20 protein-coding genes and 1 pseudogene are annotated in these 21228 nt (G+C 67.8%); 9 read left to right on the top strand and 12 right to left on the bottom strand.

The window, feature by feature from the left end:
* Window positions 1-38 precede the first annotated feature (38 nt).
* The gene (locus tag ACFQE9_RS12610; RefSeq protein ID WP_379745155.1) at window positions 39-1436 is read right to left on the bottom strand and encodes an eIF2B alpha/beta/delta subunit family protein; all 1398 of its coding nucleotides are present in this window, start codon (window positions 1434-1436) and stop codon (window positions 39-41) included.
* Window positions 1437-1518: 82 nt separating this feature from the next.
* Window positions 1519-1986 carry a DUF5799 family protein gene (locus ACFQE9_RS12605; protein ID WP_379745152.1) on the bottom strand — a complete coding sequence of 156 codons (468 nt, stop codon included), beginning with the start codon at window positions 1984-1986 and terminating at the stop codon, window positions 1519-1521.
* 108 nt (window positions 1987-2094) lie between these two features.
* Here ACFQE9_RS12605 and ACFQE9_RS12600 point away from each other — a divergent pair, with 108 nt between their 5' ends.
* From ACFQE9_RS12600 to ACFQE9_RS12590, 3 genes and pseudogenes are all read left to right on the top strand, one after another.
* The gene (locus tag ACFQE9_RS12600; protein WP_379745149.1) at window positions 2095-2526 is read left to right on the top strand and encodes a VOC family protein; all 432 of its coding nucleotides are present in this window, start codon (window positions 2095-2097) and stop codon (window positions 2524-2526) included.
* A gap of 266 nt (window positions 2527-2792) precedes the next feature.
* A complete protein-coding gene (locus ACFQE9_RS12595) occupies window positions 2793-4262 on the top strand; it encodes an MATE family efflux transporter (protein WP_379745146.1) in 1470 nt (489 codons plus the stop codon).
* A 69-nt stretch (window positions 4263-4331) separates the two neighbouring features.
* Window positions 4332-4553, top strand: a pseudogene (locus tag ACFQE9_RS12590) (DUF7539 family protein); the annotation flags it as partial.
* Between the two features lie 155 nt (window positions 4554-4708).
* On the opposite strand, the gene ACFQE9_RS12585 reads toward ACFQE9_RS12590, so the two are convergent.
* Window positions 4709-5641, bottom strand: a complete 933-nt coding sequence (locus tag ACFQE9_RS12585; protein ID WP_379745143.1) for a hypothetical protein — start codon at window positions 5639-5641, stop codon at window positions 4709-4711.
* A 91-nt stretch (window positions 5642-5732) separates the two neighbouring features.
* Between ACFQE9_RS12585 and ACFQE9_RS12580 the strand changes: the two genes are divergently transcribed.
* Complete coding sequence (locus ACFQE9_RS12580) at window positions 5733-5990, top strand: hypothetical protein (protein ID WP_379745140.1); 258 nt, start codon at window positions 5733-5735, stop codon at window positions 5988-5990.
* Window positions 5991-6053: 63 nt separating this feature from the next.
* Here ACFQE9_RS12580 and ACFQE9_RS12575 read toward each other — a convergent pair whose 3' ends face one another.
* Window positions 6054-7064 carry a DUF7544 domain-containing protein gene (locus ACFQE9_RS12575; RefSeq protein WP_379745137.1) on the bottom strand — a complete coding sequence of 337 codons (1011 nt, stop codon included), beginning with the start codon at window positions 7062-7064 and terminating at the stop codon, window positions 6054-6056.
* A 142-nt stretch (window positions 7065-7206) separates the two neighbouring features.
* Here ACFQE9_RS12575 and ACFQE9_RS12570 point away from each other — a divergent pair, with 142 nt between their 5' ends.
* Window positions 7207-7800 (top strand): acyltransferase, encoded by a 594-nt coding sequence (locus ACFQE9_RS12570; RefSeq protein ID WP_379745134.1) that lies wholly within the window; start codon window positions 7207-7209, stop codon window positions 7798-7800.
* Between the two features lie 74 nt (window positions 7801-7874).
* Here ACFQE9_RS12570 and ACFQE9_RS12565 read toward each other — a convergent pair whose 3' ends face one another.
* The 6 genes from ACFQE9_RS12565 to ACFQE9_RS12540 form a co-directional block, all read right to left on the bottom strand.
* Window positions 7875-8105: a DUF8106 domain-containing protein gene (locus ACFQE9_RS12565; protein ID WP_379745132.1), complete on the bottom strand. Its 231-nt coding sequence runs from the start codon at window positions 8103-8105 to the stop codon at window positions 7875-7877.
* A gap of 98 nt (window positions 8106-8203) precedes the next feature.
* The gene (locus tag ACFQE9_RS12560; protein WP_379745129.1) at window positions 8204-9091 is read right to left on the bottom strand and encodes a mechanosensitive ion channel domain-containing protein; all 888 of its coding nucleotides are present in this window, start codon (window positions 9089-9091) and stop codon (window positions 8204-8206) included.
* On the bottom strand, window positions 9091-9900 hold the full coding sequence (dacZ, locus tag ACFQE9_RS12555) for a diadenylate cyclase DacZ (RefSeq protein WP_379745126.1): 810 nt from the start codon (window positions 9898-9900) through the stop codon (window positions 9091-9093). The genes ACFQE9_RS12560 and dacZ overlap by 1 nt, the downstream gene beginning before the upstream one ends.
* A gap of 136 nt (window positions 9901-10036) precedes the next feature.
* Window positions 10037-11224, bottom strand: a complete 1188-nt coding sequence (locus tag ACFQE9_RS12550) for a redox-regulated ATPase YchF (protein ID WP_379745123.1) — start codon at window positions 11222-11224, stop codon at window positions 10037-10039.
* Window positions 11225-11340: 116 nt separating this feature from the next.
* Entirely contained in the window at window positions 11341-11547 is a 207-nt protein-coding gene (locus ACFQE9_RS12545; RefSeq protein ID WP_379745120.1) for a DUF5800 family protein, read from the bottom strand.
* A gap of 49 nt (window positions 11548-11596) precedes the next feature.
* Window positions 11597-13396 (bottom strand): histidine kinase N-terminal 7TM domain-containing protein, encoded by a 1800-nt coding sequence (locus tag ACFQE9_RS12540; protein WP_379745117.1) that lies wholly within the window; start codon window positions 13394-13396, stop codon window positions 11597-11599.
* A gap of 140 nt (window positions 13397-13536) precedes the next feature.
* Between ACFQE9_RS12540 and ACFQE9_RS12535 the strand changes: the two genes are divergently transcribed.
* Entirely contained in the window at window positions 13537-14832 is a 1296-nt protein-coding gene (locus tag ACFQE9_RS12535) for an amidohydrolase (RefSeq protein ID WP_379745114.1), read from the top strand.
* A 47-nt stretch (window positions 14833-14879) separates the two neighbouring features.
* Here the strand turns inward: ACFQE9_RS12535 and ACFQE9_RS12530 are convergent, their stop codons facing one another.
* A complete protein-coding gene (locus tag ACFQE9_RS12530) occupies window positions 14880-16250 on the bottom strand; it encodes a geranylgeranyl reductase family protein (RefSeq protein WP_379745111.1) in 1371 nt (456 codons plus the stop codon).
* A gap of 242 nt (window positions 16251-16492) precedes the next feature.
* Here ACFQE9_RS12530 and ACFQE9_RS12525 point away from each other — a divergent pair, with 242 nt between their 5' ends.
* The 3 genes from ACFQE9_RS12525 (at window position 16493) to ACFQE9_RS12515 (ending at window position 20715) form a co-directional block, all read left to right on the top strand.
* Window positions 16493-18352: an SLC13 family permease gene (locus ACFQE9_RS12525; RefSeq protein ID WP_379745108.1), complete on the top strand. Its 1860-nt coding sequence runs from the start codon at window positions 16493-16495 to the stop codon at window positions 18350-18352.
* A 130-nt stretch (window positions 18353-18482) separates the two neighbouring features.
* Window positions 18483-19610 carry a pyridoxal phosphate-dependent aminotransferase gene (locus tag ACFQE9_RS12520; protein WP_379745105.1) on the top strand — a complete coding sequence of 376 codons (1128 nt, stop codon included), beginning with the start codon at window positions 18483-18485 and terminating at the stop codon, window positions 19608-19610.
* Between the two features lie 142 nt (window positions 19611-19752).
* Entirely contained in the window at window positions 19753-20715 is a 963-nt protein-coding gene (locus ACFQE9_RS12515) for a mechanosensitive ion channel family protein (protein WP_379745102.1), read from the top strand.
* Window positions 20716-20749: 34 nt separating this feature from the next.
* Here ACFQE9_RS12515 and cdd read toward each other — a convergent pair whose 3' ends face one another.
* Window positions 20750-21163, bottom strand: coding sequence for a cytidine deaminase (gene cdd, locus ACFQE9_RS12510; protein WP_379745099.1), 414 nt, complete (start codon window positions 21161-21163; stop codon window positions 20750-20752).
* Between the last annotated feature and the right edge of the window lie 65 nt (window positions 21164-21228).

Raw genomic sequence — 21228 nt, 5'->3', positions numbered from 1 at the left:
GGAGGCCGGATCCGAACTACGACGCCGAGACGGACCGTTCACTTCACGTCCCAACCGGCACGCCGGCGGTGGGCCGCGGCGACTTCCCGAACGCCGGCCGCATCGAGCGTGCCGTCCTCCGTGATCACCGCGTCGAACCGCTCCGTCGGCGTCGCCCCGAAGGTCGGATTGACGACCTCGAGATCGGCGTCGCCGTCGTAGACGGTCGTTGGATCGCGCTCCTCCCGGTCGAATTCGGCTCCGGAGTCGGCCGGCCGGACCTTGTCGGCGGCGGCCACGACGTAGCGGTCCGCCCCTTCTGCAGCCGCGATCGCCGTGGCCCCGCGGGTTCCGACCTTATTTACGACTCGACCGTCGGCGAGTATCGCGTCCGCACCGACCACGAGGGCTTCGACGTCCCGATCGGCGAACGTCTCCCCGAACGCGGCGTCGGTCGTGAGCGTCACACCGGCGTCGGTCTCGTCGATCTCCGTCTCGTCGATCTCCGTCTCGTCGGTCTCGATCTCGACCGCGATCCGTTCGACTGCAGTGACCCCTTCTCGACCCGGGCGTGATTCAGGGAGGAGCACGAATTTGGGGTCGGATCGGGAGATCGCCGACAGGACGGTGCCCGAGCGCGACAGCGTCGCCACGCGGTCGGGGAGTCGGGTCGCGGCGCGGGCGGCCGCCCGCTCGTCCGCGTCGAGCGCCCGGTCGATCCCCTCGATCGCGGCACGGAGCAGGGAGGCGGGAGTCCTCCGCTCGCTCGCGTCGGCCATCACACGGTTCACCCGGTTCGCGACGACCGGCATGGCGGGACGCGCGTCGCGGAGGGCGCGTGCCGTCGCAATGAGGTCAGTCCAGTTTTGGCTATCGCCCGCGCCGTCGTTTGCCGTTCCGTCCCCGCTTCCCCGATCGTCCGCGATCGCGGCCTCGTCACGAAGGACCTCGAGCGCGCGCACCGAGAGCGCCGCGGACCCGTGTTCACGGTCGTCACGTACCGTCTCGACGGTCGGACGCACGCGATCGTAGGACCGCCACAGGTCCGGCACGGTCTCGCGGTCGAGGATCGCCGTCGGCTGGACCCACTCGTGAGCGGTCGTCTCGTAGTTGGTCTCGACCGCGCGGGTTCCGGCCGCGAACAGGAACGGGTGGACGATCCACCGCCTGTCGAGGTCGGCATCGACGACCGCGAAGCGGTCCCCACGTCGAATGAACCGGACATCGGCGCTCGGATCCAATCCGGTCTCCTCGCGGATCTCCCGGCGAGCCGCGGCGTCCGGATCGCCCTCGGCGTGGCCAGCCACGGCGCCCCAGCGGCCACGGTAGGAGCCGACCTCGTCGCTGCGGCACAGGAGGAGCACGTCGGCGTCGTGGCGCAAGAAGACGGTGACGACGTGGGTCTCCGTCGGACCGTCTCCGTTTCGATCTCGGATCCCGTCCTCGCCGTCAGTCATCGTCCGAACACTCCGGTCACTCTTGGCGAGGAGCGACCGTCAAAGCCGGTCACTCTTGGCGAGGAGCGACCGTCAAAGCCGGTCACTCCTGGTAGGCGATCCGGACCTGTTCGAAGGACCCCTTCGACTCGAGACGCTCCTGGAGCGCGTCGGCGTACTCCTGGACCAACCGCTCTGCGGCCTCGAGCTGGTCGTCGTCGACTCCGTCGGAGCCGCCGAGACCGAGGGCGTTTCGGATCGAGTCGAACAGGCCGCCCGAGCCTCCGGAGCCCCCAGCGAGACCGCCGCCGGAGCTATCGCCCGCTCCCCCGCCGGCCGCGGGCATCCGTTCGCGGATGTTCTCGATCTCCGGCATCATCTGGGGAAGCTTCGAGGTGTCGGCGACGATCCGGGCTCGGTCGGGATCCTCGGGGTGTTCGATCTCGAACTCGGTCGCCGTCATGATCAGTCCCCACTCCTGGCTCGAGAACTGCGAGTCGAGCACGCGGTCGTTGAACTCCCGATCGACGGCCATTCGGTCCCCGACGATCGAATCGGTCCAGTCGCTCATGGAGCTCGGTAGGTGGAGGACTCAAAAGAGCGTTGCGTCACCGGGGACCCTCGAACGCCTCGATCGCCGGCACACCTATCGGACCGCAGCGGGTATACACCGAGTACCGTGTTCGACAACGTCCACCACATCGCCTTCGCGCTCCGGGACATGGAGGCCGCACGCACGCAGATGGAGTCCGTCTTCGGTCTCGAACTCGCCCACTCACGAACCATGACGGAGAACTTCAATCTGGAGATCGCGATGTACTTCGCCGGCGAGAGCCTGATCGAACTCATCTCGCCGCTCTCCGAGGAGGGGTGGACCCACGAGTTCATCCGGGACAACGGCGAGGGGCTGTTTCACGTCGCCTTCGAGGTCGACGACGTGCGCGAGCGCATGGCCGAACTCGCGGCCCGCGGGATCGAGTTCGAGGAGGGCGATCCGCGACCCGGTCCGAACGGCGCCTGGGAGGTCGCGACGATCGAGAACGACACCGTCGTCATGATGCAGATCGTCGAGCAGTCGAAACCCCTTCGCGAGGCCCTCGACGCCGAGTGAGGAACGTCGACACTTTCGGTGACCCCCCGGTTCACAAGCTATTTGACTAACTAGTCAGTAAGTACCGTATCGACCGACATGGACGACGACTCATCGACGACGCGTTCGGGGACGCCCCGACGCACCCAGTTGCGACGTGACGACGCGTATCCACACGCCGGCGTGGACTGCTCCGACGAAGCCTCGACGGAGCGACGCGATCAGACAGGACACAATGACGCCCGAAGGCGATCCCCCATGAGCGGGCGGGCGGAGGGCGGCCGCTGATGGGGCTTCGCAGTCGCGTTCGCTCGGCCTTCAAGGGTCCCGAGGAGTTCGATCTCACCTCCGGGAGCATCGGCAAGCCGCTGTTCTTCCTGTCGATGCCCATCGTGGTCACGAACCTCTTTCAGACGGCCTACAACCTCGCCGACACCTTCTGGCTCGGCCAGTACGGGACGGACGCGCTGGCGGCGATCAGCTTCGCGTTCCCGATGGTCTTTCTGCTCATCTCGTTGGGCATGGGCATCTCCGTGGCGGGCAGCGTCCTCGTCGCCCAGTACACGGGCGCAAAACGGGAGCGGGAGGCGGAGTACGCGGCCTCCCAGACGGTGACGTTCGCGATCCTGGCGTCGATCCTGCTCGGCGTTTCGGGGTACTTCGTCGTCGAGCCGTTCCTCGGGCTCCTCGGGGCCTCAACGGACGTCCTGCCGATGGCCGCCAGCTACATGGAGGTCATCTCGCTCGGACTCGTCTTCATGTTCGGCTTCTTCGTCTTCATCGCGCTCATGCGGGGGTACGGCGATACGATCACGCCGATGCTCGTCATGTTCGGGTCGGTCGTGCTCAACATCGTCCTCGATCCGTTCCTCATCTTCGGGTGGACGGTCGTCGAGAACGCGCCGATCGTCGGGACGGTCGCCTTCCCGGAACTCGGGATCGAGGGTGCCGCCATCGCGACCGTCTTCTCGCGCGCGCTCGCGCTCGTCGTCGGTCTGGCGATCATGTTCAGGGGGAACCGCGGCGTGCAGATCTGCCTCCGGGACATGACGCCGGACCGCTCGTACCTTCGGCGGCTCGTCCGGATCGGCCTGCCCGCCTCCATCGAGGGCACGGGCCGGGCACTGTCGATGAACCTGCTGTTGGTCATCGTGGCGCTGTTTCCCGACACGGTCGTCGCGGCCTACGGGATCGGCACCCGGGTGTTCTCCGTGATCTTCCTGCCGGCCATCGCAGTCGCGCGCGGCGTCGAGACGATGACCGGACAGAACATGGGCGCGAACGAGCCAGACCGCGCCGCGCGGGCGGCGGGGCTTGCCGCGACCGTCCTCTTCGGCGTGCTCTCCCTGGCGGGGATCCTCGTGTGGTTCACGGCGGCGCCCATCGCGGACCTGTTCACGACGGATCCGGAGGTCGTCGACATCGCGACCAGGTTCCTCCGATACGTCGCGTTGACCTTCGGGTTCATCGGCGTCATGCGGGCCTACACCGGAAGCTTCCGGGGGGCCGGTAAGACGCTGACCGCGGCCGCCATCTCCGTGTTGATGCTCGGCATCGTTCGCTTCCCGATCGCATGGTTCGCCGCCGGGCCGCTCGGCGAGTCCGGCATCTGGGTCGCTTTCGCCGTCTCGAACGTCGTCGGCGCGGCCATCGCCTACGCGTGGTATCGGCGCGGAACGTGGCGCGAAAGCGACCTCACGGAGACCAGGGTCGACCTCGAGGACCCCGCCGTCGAGACCACGACGGGCGGCGATTGAGACGCCACTGCAGGTGCCGATCAGGACATCGGGGCAGGTGCCGATCGAGATATCATGGCGAGTACGCGGGACGAATACGGCATTCACGGTGCCGGAACGTCAGCCTCGGACACCTCACTCGGCGTCGTCTGCGTCTATCACCCGCAGATCACCAGTGACTCGGTCCTCCGGGACCCGGACGACCTCGGTGACGAGACCGAGGAACGACTGAACGCGGCGCGCTGGCAGTACGGCGATCGTGTCACAGCACTCGTCGAGCCCGAGCTGGAGGAGTTCCTCCGGGGGACCCAACAGCAGTGGGCGGTCGGGAGGCTGCTGGCGACCGACTCGTCGGTTCACACGGCCGTTCCAACGACCGATTCATCCGCAAAGTTGCGAAAACGACACCGTACGACGTGTTCTACGACGTTCCGGATCGACGACGCCGACCGCCGTCGACCGCGCCCTCACCAACTCCGCATTCCGGCCTCGAGGAGGTAGACGATGGCCACGTTGGCGACGAGGAGGCTGACGTAGGCGATCGCCGGCGCGATCGGCGAGTCGGTCCGGTCGTAAGCGTAGGCGGCGACGCCGAAGGTCGCGAGGTGGGCGATCGCGTACAGTCCCTCGGTGATCGACCCGATCGCGGCGATCGCGGAGAGCACGGCGAGAAGCGAGAACGCGGCGAGCGGCACGAACGCGAGGAACCGACGCCGGTCCCGTCCCGCGAACCGGTCGGTTCCGTACACGGCGAGCGCGCCGAGGAGCGCGAAACAGCCGATCACGACGACGCGTTCGGGCTCCGGAATGGCGGTCACGCTCCCCGTCGAACTGGTGAACACGACGCTCGCGACGACGGTGGTCGCCACGATCGCCTCGTCGGTGGCCATGACTCGTTCGAAGCTCCCCTGGAGGAGCATCTGGGAGACGACGACGAGGATCGGGACGCTCGTAAGGATCCCGACGGCGGCCACGAGTGCGATCGGGAGCGGCGAGGCGTCCGCGGCGTACGACGCCATCACCAGGCCGTTGTACGGGACTCCCGTCAGGCTTCCGGCCAACTTCGTCACGCCGGCGAGCCCGAGGGGGACGGCCGCGGCGAACGCGACCGTCGGGAGGTCCGATCGCGTCGGCACCGATCGCCGGACTGCGATCCCGCGAGCTGAAACGTAGACGTACCCGAAGACGACGACGCTGGAGACGAGAAGCAGCCCGCGAAGGAGGCCGCTCACGAGGATTCCGTCCCCCGCCGGCGGCGGCGCGAGGAGAACCGCCATGACCTCCGCGACCGTTCGCTGGAGGACGAACAATCCCGTCAGCATGACGGCCACGATCCCGAACTCCGCGGCGACCGGATGCGTCGACCCGGGACTCGCGGCGGCACGTTCACGAAGAGCCATACCGGGGGGTTCGACCTCCAGGTACAAAACGTTCCGCGAGGTGATCCCCGAGCGTGGAAACCGTTTTCTTCCGGGGTGAACACGCTCCGATATGCCGATCGCCCTCCTCATCGACGCACAGGACGTTATCGACGCCGTGGTCCTCCTCGTCGCGCTCGTCGCCGGGTTCCTCGCGGCGGGCGTGATCGGGCTCCTCGTCGGACTCGGCGCCGGCTTCGCCTTCATCGAGATCACGGACGAACTCGCCCGCATCGACGAGACGCTCACACGGCTCGCGCAGGAGAACGAGCGGCTGCGCGGCCGGATCGACGAACTCGAGGCGGCGATAGACTCCGAGGGCGCGGAATAGTCGCGGCGACGGTGGCGGGAAAACGCCGCACTGACGGAGCGGCGTGGTCGTTTCCCCGATCGTTCACGACCGAATCGCGTCCCGTCGATCGGGAATGAGGTCCAGTGATTCGTCGACGTCGCCGAGCACGAGCAGCGCGTAGTACCGCATGTACGCGAGCACGGGGACCTGGGCCGTCGCCCAGACGACGATCATGACCAGCGCGTAGAGGGCGGCCGGCACCGCCAGGATCGCGACCCCGATCGTCGAGCCGATGGAGACCGTGAGGTGGACGACGGCGGCGAGGACGACGAGCGGAACGAGGAGGACCATTCCGACCACGCCGACGGCGAGGGCGGCGACGAGGCCGGCCACCACGTTCAACACCACGGCGAGGACGGCATAGACCACGTACTCCTTCCAGTCGGAGCGGATCGATCCCCAAAGCGTCCGCCACCCGGAAAGGACGCCGACGTCCCGTTGGATCATGATCGGAACCACGAACGAGGTCGTAAAGCCGTTCACTAACCCGAGGAGCAACGCGAACACGAACAGGAGGGCCATACCGACGAGGAGCCCAGCGACCGAGAGGACCGGGTCGATCACGCCGAGCGCGAACGGCGCAACGAGGAGCGCGAGCCAGCCCACCGCCACGGCGATCACGGGAAGTCCGATGAGGATCCGGAACCCGAAGAGTCGAAGCCCCTGCGTCCATCGGTCGCTCCAGTACTCCCTGATGGAGACGCGCTCCCGGCGCAGCGACTCGACGAACACGAACTCCATGATCGCGCCGACGATCGCGAACGTCACCCAGATCCCGACGAGGACGATGGCGGCGATTGCGAGTATCGCGAGGACGTTCTCCGAGAGCGCCGGCGGGAGCTCGCTCGGCATTCCGCCGCCGGTTCCGCCGGTTCCGCCGTTTCCCCCGGTTGTACCGGGGCTGTTGAACTGTGCGGTCGGGACGTTCATCCCGCTCCCGATGAAGAACGCCACGAGGGCGAGCTTGAGCCAGCGGCGGATCCGTATCGGGAACAGCAACGCGCGCGTCGCCTCGAAGGCGTCGTCGACGTCGTCTACGGCGTGGAGGGCCATATCGGATGGAGACGGACGACCGACATAGAACTTCTGGCGGGACGGTCGACCCTCCGACGAGGAGGAGCGTGGGCGGCGCCACGCCTCGATCGGGAATCGTCGAGCGGGAGTCTTTATGTTCACCGGCCGCCGATCGGCGGACGTGACGGACGACGACAGCGAAACCGACGAGCCGGAGGGGGAGGGGTCCGCGTCGGGACGCCGCCACGACCGGCTCGAGCGCGTCCCGGTCGACGGGCCGCGAAACTCGCTTTGGAACTGGCCGAGGCGGCGCTCGCCGCTCGCGGTCGTCCGAAACTACCTCGTCGTCCTGCTGTGTCGGATCTCGCCGAGCCTCCGGCTGAAGAACTGGCTGTTCCGCCGGATCGGGGTGACGGTCGGCCGCGGCGTCTCGTGGGGCCTCGAGTCCACGCCCGACGTGTTCTGGCCCGAGCGGATCACCGTCGAGGACGACGCGATCGTCGGATACGACGCGACGATCCTCTGCCACGAGTTTCTCCAGGGAGAGTACCGCCTCGGCGACGTCGTGATCGAGCGACGCGCGATGATCGGCGCCGGGGCGATCGTCCTGCCGGGAGTGACGATCGGCGAGGGGGCGCAAGTCGCCGCGAACTCGCTCGTCGTCGAGGACGTGCCTCCGGGGGCGACCGTCGCGGGCGTTCCGGCCACGGTCGTCTCGCGGTCGGGGGGCGATGGTGAAGTCGGGTCGGAACGGGTCAGCGGAACGGAGGAGTGAACCGCGGAAGCGACGGGATCGAAGACGGAGTGACCGAACACCGGGAGCGAAACACCGGGACGACCACGTGCGAGTCAGTTCTCGACCGCGAAGCCGAGCGATCCGCAACTTCCCGCGGCCAACTCCTCTCGATTCCGGCGGGAATCGATCACCGTGTCACAATTGGGGCACGCGTAGGTGAGAGAATCAGCGCGTACGCGGATGATCCAGTCCCCGTTGATGCGACTTTCGTGACCGCACTCGGGACAGTGGAGCGTCGCCTTGTCGGGAGGCTGGCGCTCGGCAGTGGATGTGGAGGGCGTCATTCCCATACCTTCGCCCCAGACGGGCATAACCATGTCGTACTCCGTCCGAACCTCGATCCGTCGCCGACGCGGGTCTGATCGCTTTCGAACTCGGACGCTCACTCGCGGATCCGGACGATCCCCTCACGGAAGACGAGGTGGTTGGGGAGAACGTGTTCCTCCCCGTCGGTGTCGATGTGGGTCACGAACAGGTCGATCTCCTGGACGATGCCGCGACGTCCCGCGACCTTCACCTCGTCGCCGATCCCGTACGGCTGTGACAAAAGCAGGAAGACGCCCGCGGCGGCCGCCGCGAGCAGGTCCTTCGTCGCGATCGCCGTGAGGACGACGAGCGCGAACGCGTAGGCGGCGAGAAGCACGATCAACGCGAGCGTCGCGACGCCGATCTGCGAGAGCGCGATCAGGACCGCGACGTAGACGACGCTGTACTTCGCGAGCGTCGGGATGATCCCGGTCTCCGGGAGCTTTACCCCCTTCAGTCGCTCCGCGACGTACAACTCGAGTTTGTCGCCGACGACGACGCCGACGACGAGGACGACGAGCGCGACGAAGACCCGGGGGACGAACGTCGCGATGTCGATCCAGAACAGCTCCGCGTACTGGATCTCGGCGACCGAGAGCGCGACCAGGATCGAGAGGCCGACGATGAAGTAGTTCGAGAGCTTCGCGATGATCGAGACCGTGGAGAGGCCGAACTCGCGGCTGGTCCTCTCGAAGGCGGTTCCCTCGATCGCCTCGGGCACGCCGGCCCGCTCGAGGAGCCGGCGGTTGACGATCTGGACCAGATACCCCGCGACGAGACCGAGGACGACGATGAACAGCGCGAGCCATATCCGGGGCGGAACGAGCCGAAACGCCTCCTCGACCGTTCCCTGTACGAGCGCCGGCACGCGCGCCGCTTCGCCCGCGGCCGAGCCGGTCTCCGCGGCCGAAAAGCCCGTTCTTGCGGCCGGGAAACCGTACCCGCCGAGTCCCACCCGGATCATCAGTACGCCTCCGGATCTATCTCGAGGATCAAGGTTCCGCCCTTGAACGCCCGAACCAGGCCGTCGGACTCGGAGAGCACGATCGCGGTCGCGTTCGTGTCACGCGTGATCGCGCCGGCGGCCATGTGGCGCGCGCCGAGGCCCTTCGGGATGTCGACGCCCTCGGCGGCCGGCTCGAGGTAGCGGTACGCGGAGACGATCTTCCCCGAATCGGAGATGACGAAGGCGCCGTCGAGCCGGGAGAACTCCTTCAACATCACGTTCACGATCGGGTCGCCGACGTGGACGTGGCTCTTCTCGAAGGGGTTGTAGCTGAGCGGCCGGGACTTGTTCATCACCTTGCCGGCGTCGCCGACGACGAAGAGCGCGCCGACCGGCTTGCCCTTTTGGCCCTTCTTGCCGAGCTCGATGGCCACCTCGAAGACGTCTCGGATGACCCCGGGTTCCGCCCGCGAGTCGACGAAGAGGTCGTAGATCCCCGTTCCCATGTCCTCGGTCGCACGCACCCGAACGACGGAGTCCGGATCGTCGTCGAAGATCGCGACCGAGCAGGCGATCGTGTCGCCCTCCTCGATGATCCCCTGGTCCATCGCGCCCTCGATGCCGAACCGGATCCGATCGCGGACGTTGTCGAACTCGAGCGGCAGCTCCACGAACCGGTCGGCCTCGACGACGTCGTCCGTCGCGACGACCACGACGTCGACGTCGGCCTCGGTGAACCGATCGTGGAACGAACCGCTCGGGGAGAACAGGAAGACGTCGTCGACGTCGTCGACCACGTCGTCGAGGAGGTCGGTGAGGGTCGTCATCGTTACTTAAATCGTCCGAGGCCGTATATAAAGCAGTTGTGCCGTCGTCACGCGTGCGTCCGACGAAGGAGCCGTCAGGAGGGTGAGAGCCGAGAGTGAGAGCCGAGACGAGAACCGATCGTCGCCGACGCGACGGCTACTGTCCCGCCGTCGAGACGATCTTCACCACGTCCCCCTCGGAGAGCTCGTGGTCCTCGCCGATCCGCCTGTTCGAGCGCGCGTCGATCGCGTGGAGGTATCCCTCCCCGATGTCGGTGTGGACCGCGTACGCGAGGTCCCGCGGGGTCGACCCGCGCGAAAGCAGGACGGCGTCCGGGAGGACGTTCCCCCGCGCGTCCGTCCACTTCGAGGCGTCCTGGACGGGATAGGCGGTAAAGCGATCGAGCCGGTCGTAGACGGCCGCATCGAGCGCCGTCTGGACGCCCGTACCGTCGAACTTCGCCATCACCTCACGGACGGTCTCGAGCCCCTCGCGCTGTGCGTCCGTGAGGTCCGCGCGGATCTCGAAGTCGTCGTCGCCGGGGTCGTAGTCGATCGCGCCTGACTCCTCGGCTCGTCGAAGCGCCAGCTCGCCATCGGCGGTGGCGAAGACGACGGAGCCGTCGGTCTCCGTTCGGAGCCGCTCGAGGTTCTCGGGCGGGGCCACGTCGGCCTTGTTCGCGACCACGACGATCGGCTTGGTCCGCCGACGGAGACGACGGGCGAGCCGCTCGCGGTCCTCGTCCTCCCAGGCGATCGGGTCCTCGGGGTACTCCACGTTTCGGAGGACGGCGGCGACGTCCGCCTCCGAGGCGCCAAACCCCGTGAGGAGCTCCGTGATCGCCTCGTCGACGTCGAACTCCGGCGATCGCGACTTCCGCTCTACGGCTTCCCAGTTTCGATCGACGATCCCGGCGAGCCACAGGTCCATCTCACGCTCGATGAACGTCACGTCCTCGAGGGGGTCGCGCGTCCCGACCGGGACCGGCTCGCCCTCGGCGTTCGTCCCGCCGGAGGCGTCGACGACGTTGAGGATGACGTCCGCGTTCGTCAACTCGTCGAGGAACTGGTTCCCGAGCCCGCGACCCTCGTGGGCGCCCGGGACGAGCCCCGCGACGTCGAGGAGTTCGATCGGAACGTAGCGCTTGCCGTCCCGGCAGTTCTCGTTGCCACACCGCGTTTCGCGGTCGAGGCAGGGACACCGCGTTCTGACGTGTGTCACGCCGCGATTGGCGTCGATCGTCGTGAACGGGTAGTTGGCGACGTCCACGTCGGCCATCGTCGCGGCCGTATAGAACGTCGACTTGCCCGCGTTCGGCTTCCCCGCGAGCGCGACGGTGATCATGACGCGTGGTTTTTTCGCGGGGTCGAAAGCGCCTTTCGGTCCGACCCGATTCGATTTGATTCGATACGATTCGATACGATACGGAACTATTCGATACGATACCGGTTGATCCGAATCTACGCGCCGGCGAGCACGTCGCCGACGCGCTTCGGCTCGCCGCTCAGGTCCGGGTCGGACTCGACGATCTGGAGGATCTCGTGGTCGGTGACGTCCGGGTACCCCTTCTCGGTCGCCTCCTCTATCAGGTCGCGGTCGAGCCGGAACTCCGTGCCCTCGTAGACGACGTCGACGCCGTCGTCCTCGATGGAGAGGATCGTGGTCATGTCAGACCCGAGGCCGGGTGAACGTATAAGCGTGCGGCTCCGGCCTCGTTCACGTGTCCGATCGCGGTTCCGGATCGTCGCCCGAGCGAGGGACGTGAAGCGAAACGACGGTGGAAGCCTGCCGGTCCCGTGGAACGGCCGCCGCCGGGTACGGTCGAGAGTCGTCGTGTACATCCGTATCGATCGAGCCGCCCCGCTCGGTCTCGAAGGTCAACTCCGCGCCCACCGAGTCGGCCGCCCAGGTGACGAGCCAGAGGCCGACGCCGCTGCCGTGAGAAAGCGGCGTCTCCTCGTTGGTGTCGAGAACGGCCAGCTCGTGGTCCGGGATCCCCGGACCGTCGTCCGCCACCGACAGGGTCACGCCGCCCCCGTCCTCGAGAACGGTGGCCCACACGCGGGGGCGATCGGCGTCGTTGTGCATCGCGGCGTTCTCGATGAGACACCGAAGCGCCGTCTCCAGGCCCGGCCCGCCGGCGACCGACGCGGGATCGCCGCCCCGGACGTGGAACTCGGCGTCCGGATACTGCCGGGAGAGATCCGCCGTGATGCTCTCGACCATCTCGAGCGGCTCGTAGACGACCGTTCGCCCCCGTCGCTCGATGATCCGCTCGATCTCGCCGGCGTTCTCGCTGTGACCGAGCAGCTCCTCGCTGGCCTCGAGGATCGACTCGACGCGCTCGATCGATTCGGACTCGTCCAGGTCGTCCTCGAGCAGCTCCGCGTTCCCCCGGATCGTCGTGAGCTTGTTCCGGATGTTGTGGCGAAGCACCCGCGAGAGGACCTGTCGAAGCAGTTCGAGCTCCGACTCGCGGTCCTCCAGCTCGCGCTCGCGCCGCTTGATCGGCGTGATGTCGCGGAGGACGAACACCTGTGCCGTCCCGTTTCCCGGCTGTTGGACGGACGAGACGGAGACCGAAAAGTGCCGCTCGGAGCCGTCGATCCGGAAGGAGACCTCCGTGTCGCTCGATCGCACACCGGAGATCCGGTCGTCGATCGCCGGCGGAACCGTCTCGAAGAAGTCGTGAACGTCCATGCCGACGCGAGCATCCTCGGGCACGAACAGCGCGGCTGCGGTCTCGTTGTAGTCGACCACCCGGTCTTGTCCGTCGATCGTCACGACCGCGTCCTCCATCTCGCCCATCACGACCTCGCGTGCGACCGGGACGACGTCGAGGAAGTCGGTCCGATACAGCGCGTGGGCCAAAAAGAGGCCGCTTCCCACGAGTCCGATCGGGGTCGGATCGTACGGCGAGGAGACGAGTCCGGAGTGCATCGCGAGGTTGGCGAGGATCGGGGGAACCACGGCGAGGGTGAGGATCGCGGCCTGGCGGCGGCGTATGCCCCGCGACCGAAGCCACTCGCCGGCGAGAAGTGCGGTGCCGGAGAGGACGAGGAGGTAGTTGACTCCCGTCTGCGCCCAGAAGACGGGGCCATAGGAGGCGACGATCACCGATCGGCGAACGGCGGTGTCGGGAGCGAGAACCAGCCCGTGATAGGAGTTCGACCAGGTGACGAGTTGCCCGAGGCCCAGATAGGCCACGAACGGGACGAGCTTCCGGTTCGGGGGCCACCGTCCCGTCGTCACCTCGACCGCGAGCAGGAGCCAGCCGACCGCGATCAGCGAGGAGGCCAAGAGACGCACGTTCCAGGCGGCGACGACGAGCCCTCCGATCGAAGTGAGGTAGCTGACGCCGAGTCCGATCGGCCACAACGCGACCCCGAGGACGGCGAGCGCGAAGCCGCGACTTCCGGGCTTTTCCGCACGCCGCAACGGGACCGCGAGCAGGAAGAGGAGCAGCGACCCCATCACGAGGTAGCCGATCCCGACCGTTCCCGCCTCGAGTGCCATCGTCGGAACGACTCCCTCCTGCCGTCATAAAACCCCATCACGGGTCGGCGTGAAAAGCGGAAGCCCTCGGTTCCTCCGCTATCAGACGTGTCCATCCCTCCCGACTACATATTTATCCGCTCGCGGGTGCTTTCGGGGATATGCACGCGAGCGAGTTCGAGCGCTATCGCCAGCTTCGACGCGAGTTCCACCGATACCCGGAGCCCGCGTGGTGTGAGTTCCACACGACCGCCCGACTCGTGGAGGCGCTCGAGGAACGCGATCCGGACGCGATTTACGTCGGCCGCGAGGCGCTCGCGAGCGAGAAGCGGACCCGAGTTCCCGACGAGTCCGTCCTCGAGGAGTGGACCGAACGCGCACGCGAGGCGGGTGCGGACGAGTCCGTCCTCGAGCGGACCGCTGGAGGCCACACGGGCTGTATCGCGACCTTCGAGTTCGGCGACGGGCCGATCGTGGGGCTTCGGGTCGACATCGACGCCCTCCCGGTGCGCGAAAGCGACGATGCGGACCACCAACCCGCCGCCGATGGGTTCCGTTCGACGAACGAGGGGTACATGCACGCCTGCGGACACGACGGTCACATGACGATCGGGCTCGGCGCCATCGACGCGGTCATGGAGGGTGACTTCGACGGCACCCTCATCGCCTGCTTCCAGCCGAGCGAGGAGACGGTCGCGGGCGGCGAGCCCATGGCGGCCTCCGGTCGCCTCGACGACGTCGAGTACCTGTTCGCGCTCCACCTCGGGCTGGATCACCCATCCGGCGAGGTCGTCTGCGGGATCGACGAGTTCCTCGCGGTCAGACACCTACGCGCGGAGTTCCAAGGGGAGACGGCACACGCCGGCGCGAGTCCCCAGCAGGGCAGAAACGCCGTGCAGGCGATGGCCGCGGCCGTCGAGAACCTGTATGCGATCCCGAGGCACGCCGAGGGGAAGACCCGCGTCAACGCCGGGGTCGTCGGTGGCGGGACCGCGACGAACGTGATCCCCGAGGAGGCGTTCCTCGAGGGGGAGGTCCGCGGGAGCACGACCGAACTGGCCGACTACATGTACCGCAAGGCCGAACGCGTCGTCTCGAGCGCGGCCGAGATGCACGGCTGTGAGGCCTCGATGGAGACGACCGGGGGCGCCCCGAGCGCGGAAAGCGACCCGGAACTCGCCGAGGTCGTCGGCGAGGTGGCACGCGCCGTCGACGGCGTGACCGCGATACGCGACCGCGACGACCTCGGCGGGAGCGAGGACGCGACCTACCTCATGCGTCACGTACAGGAACGCGGCGGACTGGCCTGTTACGTCTGCGTCGGGACCGACCACCCCGGCGCTCACCACTCCGCGACGTTCGACCTCGTCGAGGACGACCTGCGGATCGCGATCGAGGTGCTCTCGGGCGCGATAGAGCGGGTCGGACGCGACGGCGTTCGCGACGTCTCAACCTGAGTCGAGAGATCCCCCGAAGGCGTATCGGATTCCGCGAGGTCGCCTGATCAGTACTTCGCGTCGGCGCCGGTCGTCTCGTAGATCCGGTCCATGATCTCGTCCCTGTCGTCCGTCCACTCGGCCATCGCGCTCGGGGAGTTCGGATAGCGGTCGTAGTGGTCGAGCAGTTCGTCGGCGAGCCGCTTCGTCTCGTAGAAGTTCCAGATCGTCCCCCAGTAGCCGAAGCTCCTGATCGCACACTTCAGCTTGAGCGCGAAGGACATCGAGGTCGAGCCCTCGTACAACGCCTCCGCGAGCTTCTCGCCGGGAAGCGCCGCGAGCAGGCCCATCAGGTCGTCGACGTCGACGGCGGTCGAGAGGACGTTGTAGACGTCGAGGCCGGCGTATCGTCCGCCGAAGTGGTCCATGACGCGCTCGTTGTACCGCCAGAGGGACTCCTCGCTGGCGTCGCCCTCGCTCACCGCCCGCACGGCCTGCTCGCCCGCGTACTTGCCGGCGTAGGCCGCGCCCGCGATCCCGCCGCCGGTGGTCGGGTTCACGTGGCCGGCGGCGTCGCCGACCGCCATGTATCCCGGCGCGACCGCGGAGTCGTAGGGGCGCCGCGTCGGGAGCGCCGCGCCGAGTTTGTCCGTCACGGTGGCGCCCTCGAACTCCGGACGCCGCCGCAGGTCGCGTTTGAGCGACTCGACGAGCTTCATCGGCTCCTCGTTCATCTGGAAGCCGAGTCCGGCGTTGATCTCCGTGTCCGTCCGCGGGAAGTACCAGAGGTAGCCCGCGGCCCGTTCGGTCGGCTTGAACACGAGCGCGTCGTCCCACTCGACCGGCTCCGGGACCTCGACGATCTCGCGGTAGGCCGAACAGAACTGCGAGTACCGCACGTTCGTATCGAAGGTGGTCCCGGAGAAGTCCGCCTTGTCCTGGAGGACCGAAAGCGACCCCGCGCCGTCGATCACCACGTCGGCCTCGAAGTCGATCGCCTCGCCTCGGCGCTTCCCGCGGATCCCGGTCACTCGCCCGTCGTCGTCCTGGCGAACGTCGCCGACGACCGTCTCGTAGTGGAACTCGACGCCGGCGTCCGCGGCAGCGTCGATGATCCGGCGACCGTACTCCCAGCGGTCGATGACGGCGAGCTCGCCGGGAACCGGGATCTCGAGGACGGTGTCCTCCTGTGGGATCTCGAAGCGGCCGTGGTCGACGCCGGTGTTCGTAAAGGCCGGCTCGATCCGGGTTTTGGGGATCGCCTCCGGGAACGCGTCGGCGCCCTTCAACGCGTCGCCGCAGGCGATGTGGCCGGCCTCGGTCTCGTCCTTCCGCTCGACAATGGCGACGTCGAGGCCCTCCTTCGCGATCGTCGTCGCCGCATAGCACCCGGCGGTGCCGGCCCCCACGACGACGACGTCGTACTCGTGGCTGGTCATATACTACCCGTCGCCGGCGCGCCGGCAAAACTCTTTATCCCGATTCCGTCGGCTCGTCGGCATCAGATCCGGGATTCGTCCCGGTTCGTTTCCGGCTCCATCCCGTCGTTGCACTCCCACGGCCCTCCGTTGGCGATCGTCCTCCGCCGACTATCGCCCTTCCGTCGTTCAACCCCATCGGTCCCGCCTCGCCCGGAGCCTTCAGCAAGGTTTTATCGGGCCCCGCCGCGGAGCCATCCACGATGTGGACCTCGGTTCTCGGACAGACGGGCGCGTCGATCCCGCCCGTGACGCCCGGGATCCTCCTCGTGTTCGCCATCGTCGCCGTCGCGCTCGTGTTGTTCGTCGCCGAGCCGCTGCCGATCGACATCGTCGCGGTGGGGGTCCTCGTCGCGCTCGTCGTCCTCGAGCCGTGGACGCGCGTCGATCCGACCACCGGCGTGAGCGGGTTCTCGAGTCCGGCCACGATCACCGTCCTCGCGATGTTCGTCCTCAGCGAGGGGATCCGACGCTCGGGGCTCATCAACATCGTCGGCGCCGCGGTCGCGGAGCGGTTCGGCGACAGCCACCTCAAACAGCTGCTCGCCGTGTTGGGGATCTCCGGAGGGACGGCGGGACTCATCAACAACACGCCGGTCGTCGCGATCATGATCCCGATGGTCAACACGATCTCGAAGAAGACCGGGATCTCCCCCTCCAAGCTGCTGATGCCGGTCTCGTTCGTGGCGATGCTCGGCGGCACGCTCACGCTGATCGGAACTTCGACGAACATCCTCGCCTCCGACGTCTCCGCGAGGCTCATCGGCCACCCGTTCTCGATGTTCGAGTTCACCCAGCTCGGCGTGCTCGTCCTCGTGACCGGAACCGTCTACATCGCGACGATCGGACGGTACCTCCTCCCCGAACGGATCACCGTCGACGAGGAGCTGATCGAGGAGTTCGAGATGGCGGAGTACCTCACGGAGGTGGTCGTGCGGGAGGACTCCCCGCTCGTCGGTCGGACCGTCAACCAGGTCCTCCAGGACACGGACCTCGACGTCGACGTGGTTCAGCTGGTCCGGGGCGACCAGGTGTTCTCCGAGCCGCTGGCGCGAAAGGAGGTGCGACCCGACGACGTCTTCGTCATCCGGACGGACCGCTCGAGCCTGCTCGAGCTGCTCGACGCGGAGGGCCTCGATCTGGCCCCGGACGCGGAGGTCACGGAGGAGACCCTCGACGTTGAGGACGCGGCGATGGAGCCGGAGGACGACCAGAGCCTCGTCGAGGTCGTCCTCTCGCCGGAGGCGTCCATCGTGGGCGAGACGCTCGAGACGACGAACTTCCGGAACAGATACGACGCGACCGTCCTCGCGATCCGCCGCGGCGGGCAGGTCATCCACGCCCGCATGGACGAACGCCGGCTCCGCGGCGGCGACACCCTCCTCATCCAGGCGTCCGACGACACGATCCGGCGGTTCGGGAACGACCGAAACTTCGTGTTGGCCCGCGAGCTGACGCGGCCGGACTTCAGACGAAGCCGGATCCCGGTCGCCGTGGGGATCGTTCTCGGGGTGGTCGCGCTCGCGGCGCTGGAGGTGATGCCCATCCTCATCAGCGCGCTCGCGGGCATGGTCGCGATGGTCGCGACCGGCTGCGTCAAGCCGACCGAGGTGTACGAGTCGGTCGACTGGAGCGTCGTGTTCCTGCTGGCCGGGCTCATCCCGCTCGGCGTCGCGATGGAGCGAACGGGCGGCGCGGAGTGGCTCGCGAGCGTGGTCGTCGTCGGGACCGCCGGCCTGGCGCCGATCGTGGTGTTGGGCGTCTTCTATCTGTTCACCTCGCTCATCACGAACGTGGTGAGCAACAACGCGAGCGTCGTGTTGATGATCCCCGTCGCCGTCGACACGGCCGAGGCGATCGGCGCCGAGCCGTTCTCGTTCGTCCTCGCCGTCACCTTCGCGGCCTCGACGGCGCTCATGACGCCGATCGGCTACCAGACGAACCTGATGGTCTACGGGCCGGGGGGCTACCGGTTCGGCGACTTCATCCGGGTCGGCGCCCCGCTGCAGGCGATCCTCACCGTCGTGACGACGCTCGGGATCGTCCACTGGTGGGGCGTTTGAGTCGCTCGTTCCCGGACGTCTGAGTCGCCCGCCTCCCGGCGTTCGAACCGTCCACTTCCGGACGTTAGGGAGTTGCCGTCACGCGGGGCGTGTGACAAGAATTATTCGGGGGCGGATCCCTCCGTTAGGTATGTCCACACCGACCTTCTCGGACCGGATCGAGCGGATACCGGCCAGCGGCATCCGCGAGGTGTTCGACGCGGCCGGCGAGGACGCGATCAACCTCGGGCTGGGCCAGCCGGACTTTCCCGCCCCCGACCACGCCCGGGAGGCGGCCGTCGAGGCGATCCGTGCCGGAAAGGCGGACGGATACACGCCGAACCGGGGGATCTCGCCCCTGCGGGAGGCGATCGTCGACAAACACGAACGCGACCAGGGTGTCTCCATCGATCCGGACGACGTGATCGCGACCGCGGGCGGCAGCGAGGCGCTCCACCTCGCGCTCGAGGCGCACGTCGGCGCCGGCGACGAGGTGCTCGTCCCCGATCCGGGATTCGTCTCCTACGCCGCGCTCACCACGCTCACGGGCGCGGAGCCGGTTTCGGTCCCCCTTCGCGAGGACCTGACCATCGATCCCGCCGCCATCGAGGAGGCCATCACCGAGGACACGCGCGCGTTCATCGTCAACTCGCCGGCGAACCCGACCGGCGCCGTCTCCGACCCGGAGGACGTCGCGGAGTTCGCCCGGATCGCCCGCGAACACGACGTCCTCTGCATCTCCGATGAGGTCTACGAGTACACCGTCTTCGAGGGGGAACACCGCTCGCCGATGGAGTTCGACGCCGGCGGAAACGTCGTCGTCGTCCACTCCGTCTCGAAGCTCTATTCGATGACCGGCTGGCGGCTCGGGTGGGTCACGGCCGGCTCCGAGCGGATCGACCGCATGCTGCGCGTCCACCAGTACGTTCAGGCGTGCGCGTCCGCGCCGGCGCAGTTCGCCGCCGAGGCGGCGCTCACCGGCGACCAGTCGGTCGTCGAGGAGATGACCGACTCGTTCGAGCGTCGCCGCGATCTCGTCCTCGACGGCTTCGCGGAGATCGGCCTCGAATGTGCGCGCCCCAGCGGCGCCTTCTACGCGATGCCGGAGGTCCCCGAGGGCTTCATCGACGAGTGCCTCGACCGCGGCGTCGTGATCGTTCCCGGTGAGGCGTTCGGCGAACACGGCGAGGGCTACGCCAGGATCTCGTATGCGACCGACGAGTCGGAGCTGGAGGAGGCGATCGAGCGGATGAGCGAGGCTTACGACGCCGTCGTCTGAGCGGGACGATCACGCTCGGCTCAGACGATCTCGAAGACGCCCCGACTCCCCGGCGGCGAAGAGTGAAGTGGGGAGACACACGAACGACCACGACATGAGTGTCGGCACAACCGTTTAGTCGGGTGGGCGGGATATCCGCACAGTGAACCGAACGAGGGTCACGGCGATCGCCGCGCTCGCGGCCGGGATCGCCTGCGGGATCGCGGCCGGAGCGATCGCCGCGTTCGACCCGATCGAGTCGTTCCCGCCCGTCCTCGGTTGGCCGGTCGGGACGCTCGTCGCCCGTGGAATGCTCGCGATCGGGGTGGCGCTCGTCGCCTTCGGGCTCTACGCGCTCGTCCTCGCCGTGCTCTCACACAACGCGAGTAAGCGCCGGCGACACGACCTGCGGAACGTCCTCCGGCTCGCGTTCGGGTTCGCGGGCGCGCTTGCGGTGCTCGCGGTGCTCACCCGCCAGTGGCTCGGGCTGCTCGTCTCGCTCGGCGTGGTCGGCTTCGCGGTCACCTTCGCGCTTCAGCAGCCGCTCTCCTCGCTCGTCGCCTGGCTGTACATCCTGGTCCGGCGTCCCTACTCGGTCGGCGATCGAGTCCGGATCGGCGAGGCGAAGGGCGACGTCATCGCCGTCGACTTCCTCGCGACGACGATCTGGGAGATAAACGGCGAGCTCGTCTCCTCGAACCAGCCGTCCGGACGCGTGGTGACGGTGCCGAACGGGCTCGTTCTCTCCTCGGAGGTGGTGAACTTCGGCGGCGGCGGGTCGCCGTACGTCTGGAACGAGATCGCGGTGCAGGTGGCCTACGAGACCGATCTCGCGTTCGCGCGCGAACTCCTGCGCGAGGAGGCGGACGCCTATCTCGGCGACGAGATGGCCCGCCACGTCGCGGCCTACCGCGAGGCGCTCGCGGAGACGCCGGTCGAACTCGAGGTGACCGACCGCCCCACGGTGAACGTCGCCCAGCGCGAAAGCTGGGTGGAGCTGCGCCTTCGGTATCTCGCACATCCCCGCCGCGGCCAGCGGGTGAAGAACGAACTCTACGAGCGCGTGCTCGAGCGGTTCGGCGAGCACCCCGACCGGATCGCCTTCCCTGTCGGACGGAATCGCTGACCGGGAAGCAGGGATCGGCTCGCCGCGGGTCCGCCTACTCGCCTTCCTCGGCCGCGGAGAGCGTGTCGGCGGAGATGGCCGCCGGGAGCAGCTCGCCGAGCGTGTAGCTCGTCGACTTCCCGTCGCCCTCGTCGCAGACGATCTCCAGGTCCGGCTCGCAGAACTCGACGAGCGTCTGGCGACACATGCCACAGGGCGTCACCCCGTCCCGCGCGTCGGAGGCGACGGCGAGCCGGTCGAACGACTCGTGTCCCCCGGTGACGGCCTTGGCGATCGCGACCTCCTCGGCGTGGAGGCTGTTCGAGTAGTTGGCGTTCTCGAGGTTACAGCCCGTGTAGACGGTTCCGTCGGCGGCCCGGAGCGCGGCACCGACCGCATACTCCGAGTACGGTACGTGCGCGTGCTCGAGCGCGTCGCGAGCCCGTTCGATCAGCGGATCGACGTCCATGTCCGTTCGATCGACGACGGCCCGGATAAAGGGTGAGGACGCGATCGGTCCCGCTTTCCGTCGGA

Source organism: Halopenitus salinus (genome assembly GCF_042662125.1).
Lineage (GTDB): Archaea > Halobacteriota > Halobacteria > Halobacteriales > Haloferacaceae > Halopenitus > Halopenitus salinus.
Note: the sequence above shows the minus strand (reverse complement) of the source record. Positions and strands in the feature narration are given on the sequence as shown.

Excerpts from the sequence above, each read along its gene's own strand:
- ACFQE9_RS12595 (WP_379745146.1), top strand. The coding sequence starts at position 2,793 with ATGGGGCTTCGCAGTCGCGTTCGCTCGGCCTTCAAGGGTCCCGAGGAG.
- ACFQE9_RS12540 (WP_379745117.1), bottom strand. The coding sequence starts at position 13,396 with ATGGCACTCGAGGCGGGAACGGTCGGGATCGGCTACCTCGTGATGGGG.
- ACFQE9_RS12580 (WP_379745140.1), top strand. The coding sequence starts at position 5,733 with ATGCCGATCGCCCTCCTCATCGACGCACAGGACGTTATCGACGCCGTG.
- ACFQE9_RS12565 (WP_379745132.1), bottom strand. The coding sequence starts at position 8,105 with ATGACGCCCTCCACATCCACTGCCGAGCGCCAGCCTCCCGACAAGGCG.
- ACFQE9_RS12605 (WP_379745152.1), bottom strand. The coding sequence starts at position 1,986 with ATGAGCGACTGGACCGATTCGATCGTCGGGGACCGAATGGCCGTCGAT.
- cdd (WP_379745099.1), bottom strand. The coding sequence starts at position 21,163 with ATGGACGTCGATCCGCTGATCGAACGGGCTCGCGACGCGCTCGAGCAC.
- ACFQE9_RS12545 (WP_379745120.1), bottom strand. The coding sequence starts at position 11,547 with ATGACCACGATCCTCTCCATCGAGGACGACGGCGTCGACGTCGTCTAC.
- ACFQE9_RS12575 (WP_379745137.1), bottom strand. The coding sequence starts at position 7,064 with ATGGCCCTCCACGCCGTAGACGACGTCGACGACGCCTTCGAGGCGACG.
- ACFQE9_RS12525 (WP_379745108.1), top strand. The coding sequence starts at position 16,493 with ATGTGGACCTCGGTTCTCGGACAGACGGGCGCGTCGATCCCGCCCGTG.
- ACFQE9_RS12520 (WP_379745105.1), top strand. The coding sequence starts at position 18,483 with ATGTCCACACCGACCTTCTCGGACCGGATCGAGCGGATACCGGCCAGC.
- ACFQE9_RS12560 (WP_379745129.1), bottom strand. The coding sequence starts at position 9,091 with ATGATCCGGGTGGGACTCGGCGGGTACGGTTTCCCGGCCGCAAGAACG.
- ACFQE9_RS12530 (WP_379745111.1), bottom strand. The coding sequence starts at position 16,250 with ATGACCAGCCACGAGTACGACGTCGTCGTCGTGGGGGCCGGCACCGCC.
- ACFQE9_RS12585 (WP_379745143.1), bottom strand. The coding sequence starts at position 5,641 with ATGGCTCTTCGTGAACGTGCCGCCGCGAGTCCCGGGTCGACGCATCCG.
- dacZ (WP_379745126.1), bottom strand. The coding sequence starts at position 9,900 with ATGACGACCCTCACCGACCTCCTCGACGACGTGGTCGACGACGTCGAC.
- ACFQE9_RS12535 (WP_379745114.1), top strand. The coding sequence starts at position 13,537 with ATGCACGCGAGCGAGTTCGAGCGCTATCGCCAGCTTCGACGCGAGTTC.
- ACFQE9_RS12610 (WP_379745155.1), bottom strand. The coding sequence starts at position 1,436 with ATGACTGACGGCGAGGACGGGATCCGAGATCGAAACGGAGACGGTCCG.
- ACFQE9_RS12550 (WP_379745123.1), bottom strand. The coding sequence starts at position 11,224 with ATGATCACCGTCGCGCTCGCGGGGAAGCCGAACGCGGGCAAGTCGACG.